Genomic DNA, 12,975 nt, shown 5'->3' on the forward strand with positions numbered 1-12,975 from the left:
TCAAGGGACTGCCTGATGCTCCTTGATTTTTTGCTGACGTGACAAAATTTTGGCATTTCTATTTGTCGATTAAACTTTAGGCGAATTGTCGACCGGCGGAGGCTTCGCTAAGCAAGTGCTTTTTCCATGGGAAATTGCACATCATGAATTTTCGATATCTGCTATTCATTGCAATCCTTGTCCTCAGTGCCTGTGATGGCTCGGAATCTTCGGCCCCGCCCGTCGATACCACGTCTACTTTTGCCGCACAGCCCGCCACAACCATCGACAGTGACKCACTTGGCAAACAGATTGCGCTGGCTGTGCAAAACGCTTTGCTGGCGCGTGGCGACACAAAGGTTCCGGATGAGAAAGTCTCGGATTTGCTTGCGGCGGTCCTGCAGAAGCTGGGCCCTGACGCTGGCAAAGGCCTTTCCAACAACCAATTGGCTGAGCAGATTGCATCCGCGCTGAGCTCCGTCCTCGATCAACGCGATGCAACTGCCAAGCTTGAAGCGAAAAGGCTCACGGATGCCGCAAAGTGGAAAGCGGCGAACGAGCAAGCCGACAAGCTGAAAAGTGAGGGCAAACAGGTCGAGGCCCAAGAGATTCTCGATGCCACCTATTACGATATGGTCGCTGCTGAAGAGCGATTTGTAAGCGACCCAAACCAATATAAAGGATACTCCGACAGCGCCCTCCCGTTTTCCGCCGTCGATGAGGGGCCATCCGTCAAGCGGCATAAAATGACGATTGGCGGCAAAACCGTCTGGTTTACGGCAAAGTCCGGTCATCTGATCGCCTTTGCGCCCAAGGATCCCAAGAATCCTGGGAGGAAAGATGCCCAGGCTTCGATCTTCTATACGGCCTATACGAGAGATGATTTGCCCGCGAAAAAGCGGCCTGTAACCTTCTTTTTCAATGGCGGGCCTGGTTCATCGTCTATCTGGTTGCATCTCAGCTCATGGGGGCCGCAACGTCTTGTCACCGGCGCCCCCAATATTCCCGCGGAATATGCGAAGGAACCGCCGGACCATTTTCCAATGGTGGGCGATGAGGAGACATTGCTGGATCGAAGCGATCTCGTTTTCGTCGATCCGGTCGGGACGGGTTTTTCCGAAGCGATTGAGCCGCACGAGAACACGCAATTTTGGGATATGGATGCCGATGCCAAGGTCAATGTCGATTTTGTCCGGCGCTATGTCAATGTCAACAACCGGCAGGCGTCACCGAAATATCTCTATGGCGAATCCTATGGCGGCATCCGCGTGCCCATCATGGCGCGAATTATCACGGAAGCAGGTTCGACAAATTATGATCCAAGCGGCGGCACGCCCATTGCACTCACCGGGATGATCCTGAATTCTCCCATCCTCGATTATTCCATTGCCAAGGACAGCCCCGGCACGTTCCCCACACTTGCCATGACCGCCGATTTCTATGGGGTGGCGAAGGCACGCGGCACATCAACCGCAGATGATTTTGTCGACTCCGCCCGTCGCTTCGGCAAAGATCGCTACACGAAAAACTATCCGCTGTTTGCGGACAAGAAAACATGGTCCGAATATATCGCAACACCCGATGGCGTGACCTACCTTGATGAGCTTTACAGATTTACTGGTGTTGGCGGTTGTGATTCGGCGGCAAATCCACCAATTGCCCAGGCGGGCACAGGGATATTCTCTGGCGGTTGTTATCTGGCCGAAAATCCATGGGCTACAAATCCGGATATGGGTCCACAAACTGTTTTGGCCAAACTCATGCCCGGGCGCCAATTCAACCCCTACGATCTGCGCATGAACGCATCATATGATCCGAGAGAATATGAGCACCTTGGCTTTACCAATGCAATCAAGCCTTATCTACGCGATTATGTGAACTACATGAATGAATCGACTTATGAAGTTATCCCTTACGACCCTTTTTGGAACTGGAAGTACTCAAGAGATTCATCGATAAAATATTGGAAGAGCAGCATTACTGATCTGATCATAACAATGACACATATGCAAAAACTTTTGATCATCGGGGGCTACACGATGTTGTAACGCCTTTTTTCCAAACAGAACTCGACCTTGAGGCAAGTGGTATCGAGAAAATATTCTATACGGTCAAATGGTTCGATGGCGGGCATATGACCTACTTGACAGAAGCCTCACGCGCACCAATGAAAAAGACTTTGGACGATTTTTATGCTGCGCCGCATTATTTGGAAGCTCTTTGCTGCCGGGTGGTCAATTAAATGGACTGTACTTTTCCAAGAGGAGATTTTTATGAAGTTGATTTTACCGTTTTTGTTTGCCATGACATTGCTGGGCGCACCCGCAGCCGACGCAGGCATGACCGTTTTGCCCCGTACCAGGCAGTTGCAAGGGTCTGCGCTGGTTCTTAAGGCTGGCGAAATGATCGGCCTCCCGCCAGCCAATCTGCCGGGGCCAGCGGAGCCAAAACGCACGCCGGAAAACATCCGCCTTGCAACGATCGTGCAGCTCCGCGCAAAATTCGATGCCGCTTCTGCGGGTTCCAACCATCTCCTCACGGCGGAAGCAGCGAGAGCTGCGGGTTGGGGGGCTGTTTATGATCGCTTTGCTGAAATCGATCGCAACCACGACGGCTATGTCAATTTCGGCGAAATTGAAACGGATTTCGACGCGCACTCCCCCTTGAAGATTAAACGCAAGGCTGCAGTGCAGGTGGTGGAATAGCGGACACCGAGATTTTATTCCGCCGGTGCTGCTGCCTTGATCAGCGGCCGGTGACCTGAAACCTCTGAACCCGCGTCAGGCTGCAGACCCCTGAATGACAGGCATGCCAAACCCGAAATTGCCGCCACGACAAAGAAGGCGATGTGGAAATCCGAGAGCTGCAGCGGGCCGCCGTGTATCTTGGTCGTAATCTCGAGAATGCCGCCGGCGACCGCCACACCAAGCGCGATCGAAATCTGCTGGGCGACTGAACTGATCGGCGTTGCCTGGCTCGTCTGCTCGTTGGGAATATCCGCATAGGCGAGAGCGTTTGTACCCGTAAAGAACAGCGAACGGAAAAATCCACCCACGAGGAGCAGCAGGATCATCAACCAATAGGGCGTTTCCGGCGTGAAGAACCCGTTGACCGCGACGAATATTGCAGCGACGAACGATCCGTACATCAGCGAATTGCGGAAGCCGGTTTTCCGGTAAAACCATTTTGTAACAAGCTTCATGCTCATGGCGCCGAGTGCCGATACGAAGGTGATCATTCCGGATTGAAATGGCGTCAGGCCAAAGCCGATCTGAAGCATCAACGGCAGCAGGAACGGGATTGCCCCAACGCCGATGCGGAACAGACTGCCGCCGACGATTGCTGCTCTGAATATCGGATTGTCCAGAAGATTGAGAGAAAGCAACGGCTCAGCAGTTCGGCGCGCATGGACAAGATAAAGAACAGCGGAAACGATGCCCGTCAGAAGCGTCGCTATACCCACCCATGTCGGAAGCGCTGGGAGACTGACGACGGAGAGACCGAAGACGATGCCCGAGGCGGCGATGCCGCTTAAAAAGAAACCGGGAATGTCCAGGGGCCGTTGCACCAGGGTTTCGATGGAAGGCAAATAGCGTGTGGCGATGATGATTCCGAGGATGCCGATCGGAACGTTGATCAGGAAAATCCAGTGCCAGCTGAAATAGGTCGTCAGGAAACCGCCAACCGGTGGCCCGATCAGCGGGCCGATGAGCGCCGGCATTGTCAGCCATGCCATGGCGCTGACAAGTTCATTGCGCGGCGTCGAACGCACCAGCACGAGACGGCCGACAGGCGTCATCATCGCGCCGCCTACACCTTGCAGGAAGCGCGATAGAACGAATTCGAGGAGCGAGCCCGAGGCGGCGCAGGCGATGGATCCGACGACGAATACGATGATCGCAGCGCGGAAAACGTTCTTGGCACCGAACCTGTCGGCCATCCAGCCACTGACTGGAATGAAGACCGCGAGAGAGACGAGGTATGCGGTCAGGGCCAGTTTTAAAGCGATCGGACTGGTGCCGATATCAGCAGCGATCGCTGGCAGCGAAGTCGCGATGACGGTGGAGTCCATGTTCTCCATGAAAAGGGCGACGGCCAGGACGAGCGGAACGATGCGGTTCAAGTTGAATTCCAGTTCTCAGGTGGTGAGAAAGCAGGCGGTGAATCTCGTTTTATGAGACTCGGGGAGGCCTTGCGAGTTCCGATAGCACTCGTGATGCCGGGGCTCAAGCGGCGATCAATCAGAAGTGATCCAGACGCCGCGATTTTTGGTCTATTCAGCAGGAACGGAGCGGCAGCGCCGACGTTGCCGCGTTGCATATTGTTGCCTGAAGGAGATAATCCTATGTCTGCATTCGAGATTTCCCGCCGCAACCTTTTTCTCGCGTCAAGCGCCATGGCCGGCGGATTGGCAATGTCACAGATGATTTCTGACATCGCGGAGGCGGCTGTTCCACAATCGGACGTCAAGTCGCCTGGCTTCAAACGTTTCAAGCTGGGCGATTTCGAGATTACCACCTTGCTTGACGGGCTTCGCCCCGGCGATGGTCCATTTCCAACCTTCGGCGCCAATCAGAGCCAGGAGGCTGTCGCCGAGTTAATGCGCGCCAATTTCCTGCCTGAAACGAAATTCGTCAACGGCTTCACGCCGGTTCTCATCAACACCGGATCTGAACTGGTCCTTGTCGACACAGGCTTTGGTGCAGGTGGCCGCGAGAATGGTCTCGGTCAGCTGGAGGCAAATATGAAAGATGCGGGCTATACGGCTGATCAGGTGACGCTTGTTGTCATCACCCATATGCACGGCGACCACATCGGTGGCCTGATGAATGGCGAGACGCCGGGATTTCCCAATGCGCGCTATGTAGGCGGGCAGATTGAGTATGACTTCTGGACCGACGCTGCACGTGCGGGTACTCCGGCCGAAACCAATGCCAAAGGTGTCAATGCCAAGGTCAAGCCGCTTGCCGAAAAGTTCACCTTCATCAAGGCGGGCGATGCGGTAGTCCCCGGCATCACCAGCGAAGCGGCCTATGGCCATACGCCTGGCCACATGATTTTCCACGTCGAATCGGCCGGCAAGCATCTTGTCCTGACCGCTGACACGGCCAATCACTACGTCGCCTCGTTGCAGCGGCCCGATTGGGAAGTTGCCTTCGACACCGACAAGGCCATGGGCGCCGCAACACGCAAGAAGGTGTTCGACATGATAGCGGCAGACAAGGTACCGTTCATTGGCTACCACATGCCATTCCCTGGTGTGGGTTTTGTCGAAAAGCAGGAAACGGGCTATCGATTCGTGCCGGCAACCTACCAATTCGACGTTTGAATGAATTGGCCCCCTAAGTGCAGTTCCGGCGCGCTTGCGCCGGATATTGCTACAATATTGTGGGCCTGGTGACCGTTGGAATGCCAGTAATTGCGTTTTGATCTTTTCAAACCGACATATCCATGTTACCAGCCCGTGCCAATTCACTTGAACAGAACTTGATCGGCGCCCCACCACCGTGGTGCGCCCTTTAGTCGTATTACCCGTATTGCAAGGAAATTGGTCATGGCAAAAATCGTTGAATCCGCGACAGGCGCGCTGGCACTGACATTTGATGATGTTCTGCTCCAGCCAGGTCACTCCGAGGTTATGCCCGGCCAGACCGACATTCGCACCCGCATCGCACCTGATATCGAACTCAACCTGCCGTTGCTATCAGCGGCGATGGATACAGTCACCGAATCGCGCCTCGCTATAGCCATGGCGCAGGCTGGCGGCATGGGCGTCATTCACCGCAATCTCACGCCGGAACTGCAGGCCGAAGAAGTCCGCCAGGTCAAGAAGTTCGAATCCGGCATGGTCGTCAATCCGGTCACCATTGGCCCCGACGCGACACTTGCCGATGCGCAGGCGCTGATGCGCGCCCATGGCATCTCCGGCATTCCTGTGGTCGAGAACTCCGGTGAGGGCAGCCGCAAGCCGGGTCGTCTCGTCGGCATCCTCACCAACCGCGACGTGCGCTTTGCCTCCGACCCTGCCCAGAAAATCTACGAGCTGATGACGCGCGAAAACCTGATCACCGTGCGTGAGAACAACGTCCAGCACGAAGAAGCCAAGCGCCTCTTGCATCAACATCGCATCGAAAAACTGCTGGTTGTAGACGACAAGGGTTATTGCGTTGGCCTGATCACAGTCAAGGACATGGAAAAGTCGCGGCTTAACCCGAACGCCGCCAAGGATGCGCAAGGCCGGCTTCGTGTCGCCGCCGCATCCAGCGTCGGTGAAGATGGTTTCGAGCGGGCCGAGCGGCTTATTGCTGCCGGCGTCGACGTTCTTGTCATTGACACTGCCCATGGCCATTCGCAGCGCGTGCTCGATGCTGTTACCCGCGCCAAGAAGTTGTCGAATGCCGTGCGTATCATCGCCGGAAATGTCGCCACTGCCGCGGGAACACAGGCGCTGATCGATGCGGGCGCCGATGCCGTCAAGGTCGGTATTGGACCAGGCTCGATCTGCACCACGCGGATCGTCGCGGGTGTCGGCGTACCGCAGCTTTCTGCAATCATGTCGGCGGTCGAGGCAGCACATAAATCGAATGTGCCGGTCATCGCCGACGGCGGCATCAAATATTCCGGTGATTTCGCCAAGGCTCTTGCCGCGGGTGCGTCCGCGGCCATGGCAGGTTCGGCACTTGCCGGCACGGAGGAAAGCCCGGGTGAGGTCTATCTTTATCAGGGCCGCTCGTTCAAAGCCTATCGCGGCATGGGCTCTGTGGGCGCCATGGCGCGAGGATCGGCTGATCGCTACTTCCAGGCCGAAGTACGCGACGAACTGAAGCTCGTGCCGGAAGGCATCGAAGGCCAGGTCGCCTACAAGGGTCCGGTTTCGGGCGTATTGCATCAGCTTGCTGGCGGTCTCAGAGCATCCATGGGCTATGTCGGTGCAAAAAATTTGGAAGAATTCCGCGAAAAGGCTACATTCGTCCGCATCACCAATGCTGGTCTGCGCGAAAGCCACACCCATGATGTCACGATCACCCGCGAAAGCCCGAACTATCCGGGCGGCAACTAAAGCAATTCCAGGAAAAGTGGGAACCGGTTTTCCGTCCGGAATTGCGTTAAATGCTCTGACCCAAAAGTGAAGGGCTATGTCTGACACCGCCCTTCGCGATCACTTCTCGGCGATGGCGCGCAACAGCGCCTGGTCGAATTTCCGGCTGCTCAGCGCGTGTGAGCAACTCACCGACGCCGAGTTTGCTCAAAAGCGTACCAGCTTCTTCCCGTCCATCCAGTTGACGCTGAACCATAATCTTATCGTCGATCACATTTACATGGCCGATATGATCGGCAAAGGACGCAGGAATATCGGCCTCGTCGGCGATATACCCTATCCCAAAGCGTCCGACCTGAAGCAGGCGCAGACGGAGTTCGATAGCAGCCTCATCGGCTTCTGTGACGATATCGAGCCCGAAGACCTCGACAAGATCGTATCGATCACATGGGGGACTGGGGACACTTCGCAAGAGCCGATCTACCTCTTGCTATCGCACCTTTTTGTGCACCAGATCCATCACCGCGGACAGGCGCATGCCATGCTGGCAGGCACCAATGTTCTGCCGCCGCAGCTCGATGAGTTCTTTCTGAACTACGACAGACCACGACGCCAGGGCGAGCCCTTTACGGAGTAGGGCACCCAAATCTAGGAATTATTCTGCGTTCCCGAAGGTCGCGGAACACACGCATGAACATCTCCTCCGTATCGACATATTCATGAAATCCGGCTCGCCGCAGCCTGGAGCCGTCGGCAAAGAAATCATAGTTCCAGTCGAAGACCGCATCGCCGAAGCCCCAGGACGACACATCTTTGTAGGGTGTCTTGGCCAGACTGTGCTTTTCGATCATGCGTTTCCACAGCGGTTCCTTGTCCGCCATGACGACGTTCAATGACATGGGAATTGGCGGCGCAACCTCCAGATCGAAAAACCGCGCGATCTTCGGCCACATCTCGCTCCAGCGGAAGAGATCCCCATTGTTGATGTTGAACGCCTGATTGCCGCAATGCGGGTTCGTTGCGATGAAAACAGTGGCCCGCGCCAAAAGTCCGGCATCCGTCATTTCCAGCAGACTGTCATAGGCGCCGGGTTTGCCGGGAAAGCGCAGCGGAATGCCGAGTTCTTTCGACATCGAGGCATAGACGGCGATCACCGATGCAAGGTTCATGGGATTGCCAAGCGCAAAGCCCACGACGACCGACGGCCTCAACGCTGACCAGGTCCAGCTCTTGCCCTTCTGCGATGCCTCCAGGAAATCCTGCTGATCGATGTTGAATTCCGGCGGCATGTGATTGGCATCGGTCTCGCGCGCCGGCGTCTTGAATGGCCCAAGATGTGCGCCGTAGACCTTATAGCCCTGCATCAGGCTGATGCGTTCGAGATCGGGCGCGATCGGCTCGATTGCGTTGACCGCATTCATCAGCATCGCCAGATTTGGTTCGACAAGCTCGGCCCAACTCGGCCGGTCTTGATAGGCCGCATAGAATATATGCGTCACGTCGGTGAGATAGGCGAGCTTGTCACTGGCGTCTGTTGCGTCGAGAAGATCGACAGCGATATGTCTGAGTTTTCCGCTCGCCACTCCGCCGCGGCGTGACAGGCCAATAATTTCCCAGTCGCCCAGTTCGACAAGATGCGAAATCAGATTGCCAGCGATGATTCCATTGGCACCAACAACAACTGCTTTTTTGGTCATTTCAAAATCTCCATTTCAGATTCTGAAACAGATATGATCCATTCGCACAACTTTGCGTAGTGGCAGAAAAATGATAACGTTCATAAGAAATTCTTTGAGGAAATAATGGATAGATTCGCTGCGATGAAGACGTTTGTCCGTGTTGCGGAGCTTGGCACTCTATCCGCAGCGGCGCGGGAACTTGGTCTGACCCAGCCGGCAGTCAGCCAGCAGGTCGCAGCTTTGGAGCGGCATCTGGACGTGCGTCTGTTTCACCGGTCTACGCGCCAGCTGGCGCTTACAGAAGGTGGCGAAACCTATTACCAGCATGCACGGCAAATCCTGCAGGCGGTGGACGAGGCGGAAGAAAGCGCTGGTGAATTATCCACGACGCTGCGCGGAAACCTTCGTATTCATGGTCCTGTCGGTTTTGGCCAGATGCATCTTTCGCCCATAACCATCGAGTTTCAGCGCCTGCATCCGGACCTCACAGTCGAACTTGTCCTCGATGACCGCTTTGCCGATTTGATCGMGGAAGGCGTTGACGTTGCGATCCGCTTCGGCGAGATGAAATCCTCCGATCTGATTGCCAGAAAACTTGCCACATTCGAGCGTATTCTCGTGGCTTCGACGGATTATATCGCTGCCCATGGCAAACCCAGGACACCGGACGACCTTATCCAGCATCGCTACATCCGGTTCTCATGGTCACCACAGGGCGAATCGATTCCCCTGATCGGCCCTGATGGGGCTCTCGTAGCGCCAATCCGCTCTACGTTCCTCGCCAACAATGCCTTTGTCCTGAATGAAGCACTGTGCGCTGGTCTCGGCATCGGCGGGGCGCAAGTCCCGCTGATCCAGCCACTGCTTGATTCGGGCAAGCTCGTTCGGATTCTTTGCGATTATGCCTATGCGCCGATGGATGTGCACGTGGTCTATGCGACTGCTCGCTTCCTGCCGCGCAAGGTTCGCGCCTTCATTGACCATCTGGCAACCAGTCTGCAGGCAATACCGGGCTTGCGCATAAATCGCATCCCTGAAAAGAACGTATAAACGAATAACAGGAGGGACCATGTCACAAACCGCAATTTTCTGGCCAATGATCGCGCTGACTTTCCTGATCTATTGTGTCTATGCCCTCCTTATGCTTCGCCGTCGGCAAGCCGTTCTCAGTGGCCAGGCAAGTGCAAGGGATTTCAAGCTGCCGCTCAAAGAGCCGGAGGCCAGCGTTGCGACGGTTCGCAACTTGATCAATCTCTACGAATTGCCGATGCTGTTCTATGTCGTCTGCCTGGCGCTCTATGCGGTCAATGGCGCTACGTTGCTTGCCGTAGTCATCGCCTGGTGTTTCGTGGCAATGCGTGTGGTCCACACCTATGTGCACATAACGTCCAACCGGCTTGCCTTTCGCCAGCCGATCTTCGTCCTCGGCTTTATCCTAAATGGGGCGTTGTGGGTCATGCTGGCGTTGCACCTCGCCGTCCCACCCGTCGTCTAGAGCAATTCCAGGAAAAGTGGGAACCGGTTTTCCGTCCGGAATTGCGTAAAGATAGAGTGCTGGAGCAATTCTGGAATTGCTCTAGGCTGCAAGATCGTCCAGTTCATCCGCCGAAATCATCAACCGGCGGCTGCAATCGACGATTGTAATCGCCAGGGCTTCGAAGTCCTCGCGCCGCTCGCTCTGCTTGCGCCAGATCAAGCCGATTTGGCGAGATGGTTCCGGATCGGCAAAAGCAACGATGCGGACGTTATTGCGGCCGGCTTCGGTGCGCACGGCAATCTCGGGGATCAGCGTCAGTCCCATGCCATGACTGACCATCTGCAGCAGCGTCGCCATGCTGGTCGCGCCATAATTGACCAATTGGCGTTGCTTGACATTGCTGCACACGGCAAGCGCCTGATCGCGCAGGCAATGACCCTCCTCCAGCAGAAGCAGCCGCTCAAGCGCCACATCTTCCTGCGTCATGGGCGAGGTGAGAACGTCGATATCATTGTTCGATGTTGCGATCAGAAAGCGATCGCGAAACAGCGGTTTGGCGACCGTCCCTTCGCCTTCTATCGGTAGGGCAGCGATGATGGCGTCCAGATCGCCAAGGCGCAGATCCTCGACCAGCTTCGAGGTAACGGCTTCACGCAGCTCGATCGCAAGTTCGGGATAGGCCTCGCGGAGATCCGGGATCAGCAGCGGCAGCAGATAAGGCGCAATCGTCGGAATAATGCCCAGCCGCAGCCGTCCTCTCAAGGTGCCACGCCTCTGTCCCGCAAGTTCCTCAAGCGAGCGAATTTCGTCGAGAATGCCGCGTATGCGCGGCAGGAGGCGCCTGCCCATCTCAGTAAGCACGACCGACCTCCGCGTCCGTTCGAACAGTGTGGCTCCCAGAAGCAGCTCCATCTCCGCGATCTGCGCCGAGAGGGCAGGCTGGGATATGCGTGCCATCTCCGCAGCTTTGCGGAAATGCAGCGTGTTGGCGAGAATATCGAAATAGCGCATTTGGCGAACTGAAAACATGATAAATAAATCCTATCAATAATCATTCTAAAATCAATTGGAAACTATGATTAGAAAGGTTCTATGGTGTACTCGAGAACGCGGCTGCGCTAGCGCGCCTGCTGTTCCTATTGTCAAAACGCGAGATTCGAGGAGAAGCCAATGGCTGACCGTCCAACATTGACGACAACCGCCGGTGCACCGGTATCCGACAACCAGAATTCCAGAACCGCCGGCGAGCGCGGTCCTGTTCTGCTCGACGATTATCAGCTCCTGGAAAAGCTCGCGCATCAGAATCGCGAGCGTATCCCTGAGCGTGTTGTCCACGCCAAGGGCTGGGGTGCGTTCGGCACACTGAAAATCACAGGCGACATTTCCAAATACACCAAGGCCAAGGCTCTGCAGCCCGGTACCGAGACGCCGCTGCTTCTGCGTTTTTCCACGGTTGCCGGTGAACTTGGCGCAGCCGATGCCGAGCGTGACGTGCGCGGCTTTGCGCTGAAATTCTACACCAGCGAAGGCAACTGGGATCTCGTCGGCAACAACACGCCGGTCTTCTTCGTCCGCGATCCGTTGAAGTTCCCCGATTTCATCCACACGCAGAAGCGCCATCCACGCACCAATATGCGCTCCACCACAGCCATGTGGGATTTCTGGTCGCTGTCGCCGGAAAGCCTGCATCAGGTCACGATCCTCATGTCGGACCGCGGCCTGCCCGTCGCGCCGATGTACATGAACGGCTACGGCTCGCATACGTATTCGTTCTGGAACGATGCCGGCGAGCGCTTCTGGGTGAAGTTCCACTTCAAGACGCAGCAGGGTCACAAGTTCTACACCAATGCCGAGGCTGAGACGCTCATCGGCAAGTCGCGCGAAACCTATCAGGAAGAGCTGTTTGGCGGCATCGAGCGCGGCGAGTTCCCGAAATGGACTGTCCAGGTCCAGATCATGACCGAGACGCAGGCAGAACAGACCTCATACAATCCATTCGACCTGACCAAGGTCTGGCCGCACGGTGAATTCCCGCCGCTCGAAATCGGTGTCATGGAACTCAACCGCAACGCCGATAACTACTTCGCCGAGATCGAGCAGGCCGCGTTTTCGCCGTCCAATGTCGTCCCCGGCATCGGCCATTCGCCGGACAAGATGCTGCAGGCCCGCGTTTTCTCCTATGCGGATGCGCATCGCTACCGCCTCGGCACACATTATGAAGCGCTCCCCGTCAATCAGCCGAAATGCCCGGTCCACAACTACCACAAGGATGGCCAGATGAATTTCTTCGGCCAGAAGTCCGGCAATGTCGACGCCTATTACGAGCCGAACAGCTTCTCCGGCGCTGTCGAACAGCCTTCGGCAAAAGAGCCGCCGCTGAAGCTTTCGGGTGATGCGGACCGCTACAACCACCGTATCGGCAATGACGACTACGGCCAGGTGACGGCCTTGTTCAACCTGTTCGACGCCGGTCAGCGCTCGCGCCTGTTCTCCAACATCGCTGCGGCGATGGATGGCGTGCCAGGGGCAATCATCGAGCGCCAGCTTGTGCATTTCCAGCGTGTCCATCCGGAATACGAGGCCGGCGTGCGCGCGGCCTTGAAGGAAGCGCACGGCTATGAGGCCAGCACCATTTCGCAGGAAGAAAAAGGCGTCGCTGCCGAGTAAATACTCGACGTTCCTTACCCTCCCCCTTGTGGGCAGGGGCGGAGCAAAGCGACGGGGAGGGGTCTTTCTTTTTTTACCAATAACCCCTCCCTGCTGCTAACGCAGCCTCCCTCCCCACAAGGGGGAGGGTAAGA

The 12,975-nt window shown here is 56.1% G+C and carries 11 protein-coding genes; 8 read left to right on the forward strand and 3 right to left on the reverse strand.

The window, feature by feature from the left end; genetic code table 11:
• Positions 1-143 precede the first annotated feature (143 nt).
• Both ACXJ5O_RS08275 and ACXJ5O_RS08280 read left to right on the forward strand, forming a co-directional pair.
• Positions 144-2,027, forward strand: coding sequence for a S10 family serine carboxypeptidase-like protein (locus tag ACXJ5O_RS08275; protein WP_457299465.1), 1,884 nt, complete (start codon positions 144-146; stop codon positions 2,025-2,027).
• A 144-nt stretch (positions 2,028-2,171) separates the two neighbouring features.
• The gene (locus tag ACXJ5O_RS08280) at positions 2,172-2,684 is read left to right on the forward strand and encodes a hypothetical protein (protein ID WP_457299466.1); all 513 of its coding nucleotides are present in this window, start codon (positions 2,172-2,174) and stop codon (positions 2,682-2,684) included.
• Between the two features lie 14 nt (positions 2,685-2,698).
• Here the strand turns inward: ACXJ5O_RS08280 and ACXJ5O_RS08285 are convergent, their stop codons facing one another.
• Positions 2,699-4,102, reverse strand: coding sequence for an MFS transporter (locus ACXJ5O_RS08285; protein WP_457299467.1), 1,404 nt, complete (start codon positions 4,100-4,102; stop codon positions 2,699-2,701).
• A 222-nt stretch (positions 4,103-4,324) separates the two neighbouring features.
• On the opposite strand from ACXJ5O_RS08285, the gene ACXJ5O_RS08290 reads away from it, so the two are divergent.
• The 3 genes from ACXJ5O_RS08290 to ACXJ5O_RS08300 all read left to right on the forward strand — a co-directional run bounded on the left by ACXJ5O_RS08290 (position 4,325) and on the right by ACXJ5O_RS08300 (position 7,655).
• Positions 4,325-5,308 (forward strand): MBL fold metallo-hydrolase, encoded by a 984-nt coding sequence (locus ACXJ5O_RS08290; protein ID WP_457299468.1) that lies wholly within the window; start codon positions 4,325-4,327, stop codon positions 5,306-5,308.
• Between the two features lie 225 nt (positions 5,309-5,533).
• Positions 5,534-7,039, forward strand: a complete 1,506-nt coding sequence (gene guaB, locus ACXJ5O_RS08295; RefSeq protein ID WP_457299469.1) for an IMP dehydrogenase — start codon at positions 5,534-5,536, stop codon at positions 7,037-7,039.
• A 76-nt stretch (positions 7,040-7,115) separates the two neighbouring features.
• On the forward strand, positions 7,116-7,655 hold the full coding sequence (locus ACXJ5O_RS08300) for a DinB family protein (RefSeq protein ID WP_457299470.1): 540 nt from the start codon (positions 7,116-7,118) through the stop codon (positions 7,653-7,655).
• On the opposite strand, the gene ACXJ5O_RS08305 is transcribed toward ACXJ5O_RS08300, so the two are convergent.
• The gene (locus ACXJ5O_RS08305) at positions 7,645-8,715 is read right to left on the reverse strand and encodes an SDR family oxidoreductase (protein ID WP_457299471.1); all 1,071 of its coding nucleotides are present in this window, start codon (positions 8,713-8,715) and stop codon (positions 7,645-7,647) included. The two genes, ACXJ5O_RS08300 and ACXJ5O_RS08305, sit on opposite strands and share 11 nt — an antisense overlap.
• A 105-nt stretch (positions 8,716-8,820) precedes the next feature.
• Here ACXJ5O_RS08305 and ACXJ5O_RS08310 point away from each other — a divergent pair, with 105 nt between their 5' ends.
• Complete coding sequence (locus tag ACXJ5O_RS08310) at positions 8,821-9,747, forward strand: LysR substrate-binding domain-containing protein (RefSeq protein ID WP_457299472.1); 927 nt, start codon at positions 8,821-8,823, stop codon at positions 9,745-9,747.
• Between the two features lie 19 nt (positions 9,748-9,766).
• Positions 9,767-10,192: an MAPEG family protein gene (locus tag ACXJ5O_RS08315; RefSeq protein ID WP_457299473.1), complete on the forward strand. Its 426-nt coding sequence runs from the start codon at positions 9,767-9,769 to the stop codon at positions 10,190-10,192.
• Between the two features lie 81 nt (positions 10,193-10,273).
• On the opposite strand, the gene ACXJ5O_RS08320 is transcribed toward ACXJ5O_RS08315, so the two are convergent.
• The gene (locus tag ACXJ5O_RS08320) at positions 10,274-11,203 is read right to left on the reverse strand and encodes a hydrogen peroxide-inducible genes activator (RefSeq protein ID WP_457299474.1); all 930 of its coding nucleotides are present in this window, start codon (positions 11,201-11,203) and stop codon (positions 10,274-10,276) included.
• Between the two features lie 141 nt (positions 11,204-11,344).
• Here ACXJ5O_RS08320 and katA point away from each other — a divergent pair, with 141 nt between their 5' ends.
• A complete protein-coding gene (gene katA, locus ACXJ5O_RS08325) occupies positions 11,345-12,841 on the forward strand; it encodes a catalase KatA (protein WP_224512366.1) in 1,497 nt (498 codons plus the stop codon).
• Positions 12,842-12,975: the final 134 nt, after the last annotated feature.

The sequence above is a fragment of the Phyllobacterium sp. P5_D12 genome, assembly GCF_054049495.1.

What these genes read in the sequence shown, in the direction of transcription:
- ACXJ5O_RS08300 (WP_457299470.1), top strand. Translation starts at nt 7,116, where the DNA reads ATGTCTGACACCGCCCTTCGCGATCACTTCTCGGCGATGGCGCGCAAC.
- ACXJ5O_RS08315 (WP_457299473.1), top strand. Translation starts at nt 9,767, where the DNA reads ATGTCACAAACCGCAATTTTCTGGCCAATGATCGCGCTGACTTTCCTG.
- guaB (WP_457299469.1), top strand. Translation starts at nt 5,534, where the DNA reads ATGGCAAAAATCGTTGAATCCGCGACAGGCGCGCTGGCACTGACATTT.
- ACXJ5O_RS08290 (WP_457299468.1), top strand. Translation starts at nt 4,325, where the DNA reads ATGTCTGCATTCGAGATTTCCCGCCGCAACCTTTTTCTCGCGTCAAGC.
- ACXJ5O_RS08320 (WP_457299474.1), bottom strand. Translation starts at nt 11,203, where the DNA reads ATGTTTTCAGTTCGCCAAATGCGCTATTTCGATATTCTCGCCAACACG.
- ACXJ5O_RS08280 (WP_457299466.1), top strand. Translation starts at nt 2,172, where the DNA reads ATGCTGCGCCGCATTATTTGGAAGCTCTTTGCTGCCGGGTGGTCAATT.
- ACXJ5O_RS08305 (WP_457299471.1), bottom strand. Translation starts at nt 8,715, where the DNA reads ATGACCAAAAAAGCAGTTGTTGTTGGTGCCAATGGAATCATCGCTGGC.
- katA (WP_224512366.1), top strand. Translation starts at nt 11,345, where the DNA reads ATGGCTGACCGTCCAACATTGACGACAACCGCCGGTGCACCGGTATCC.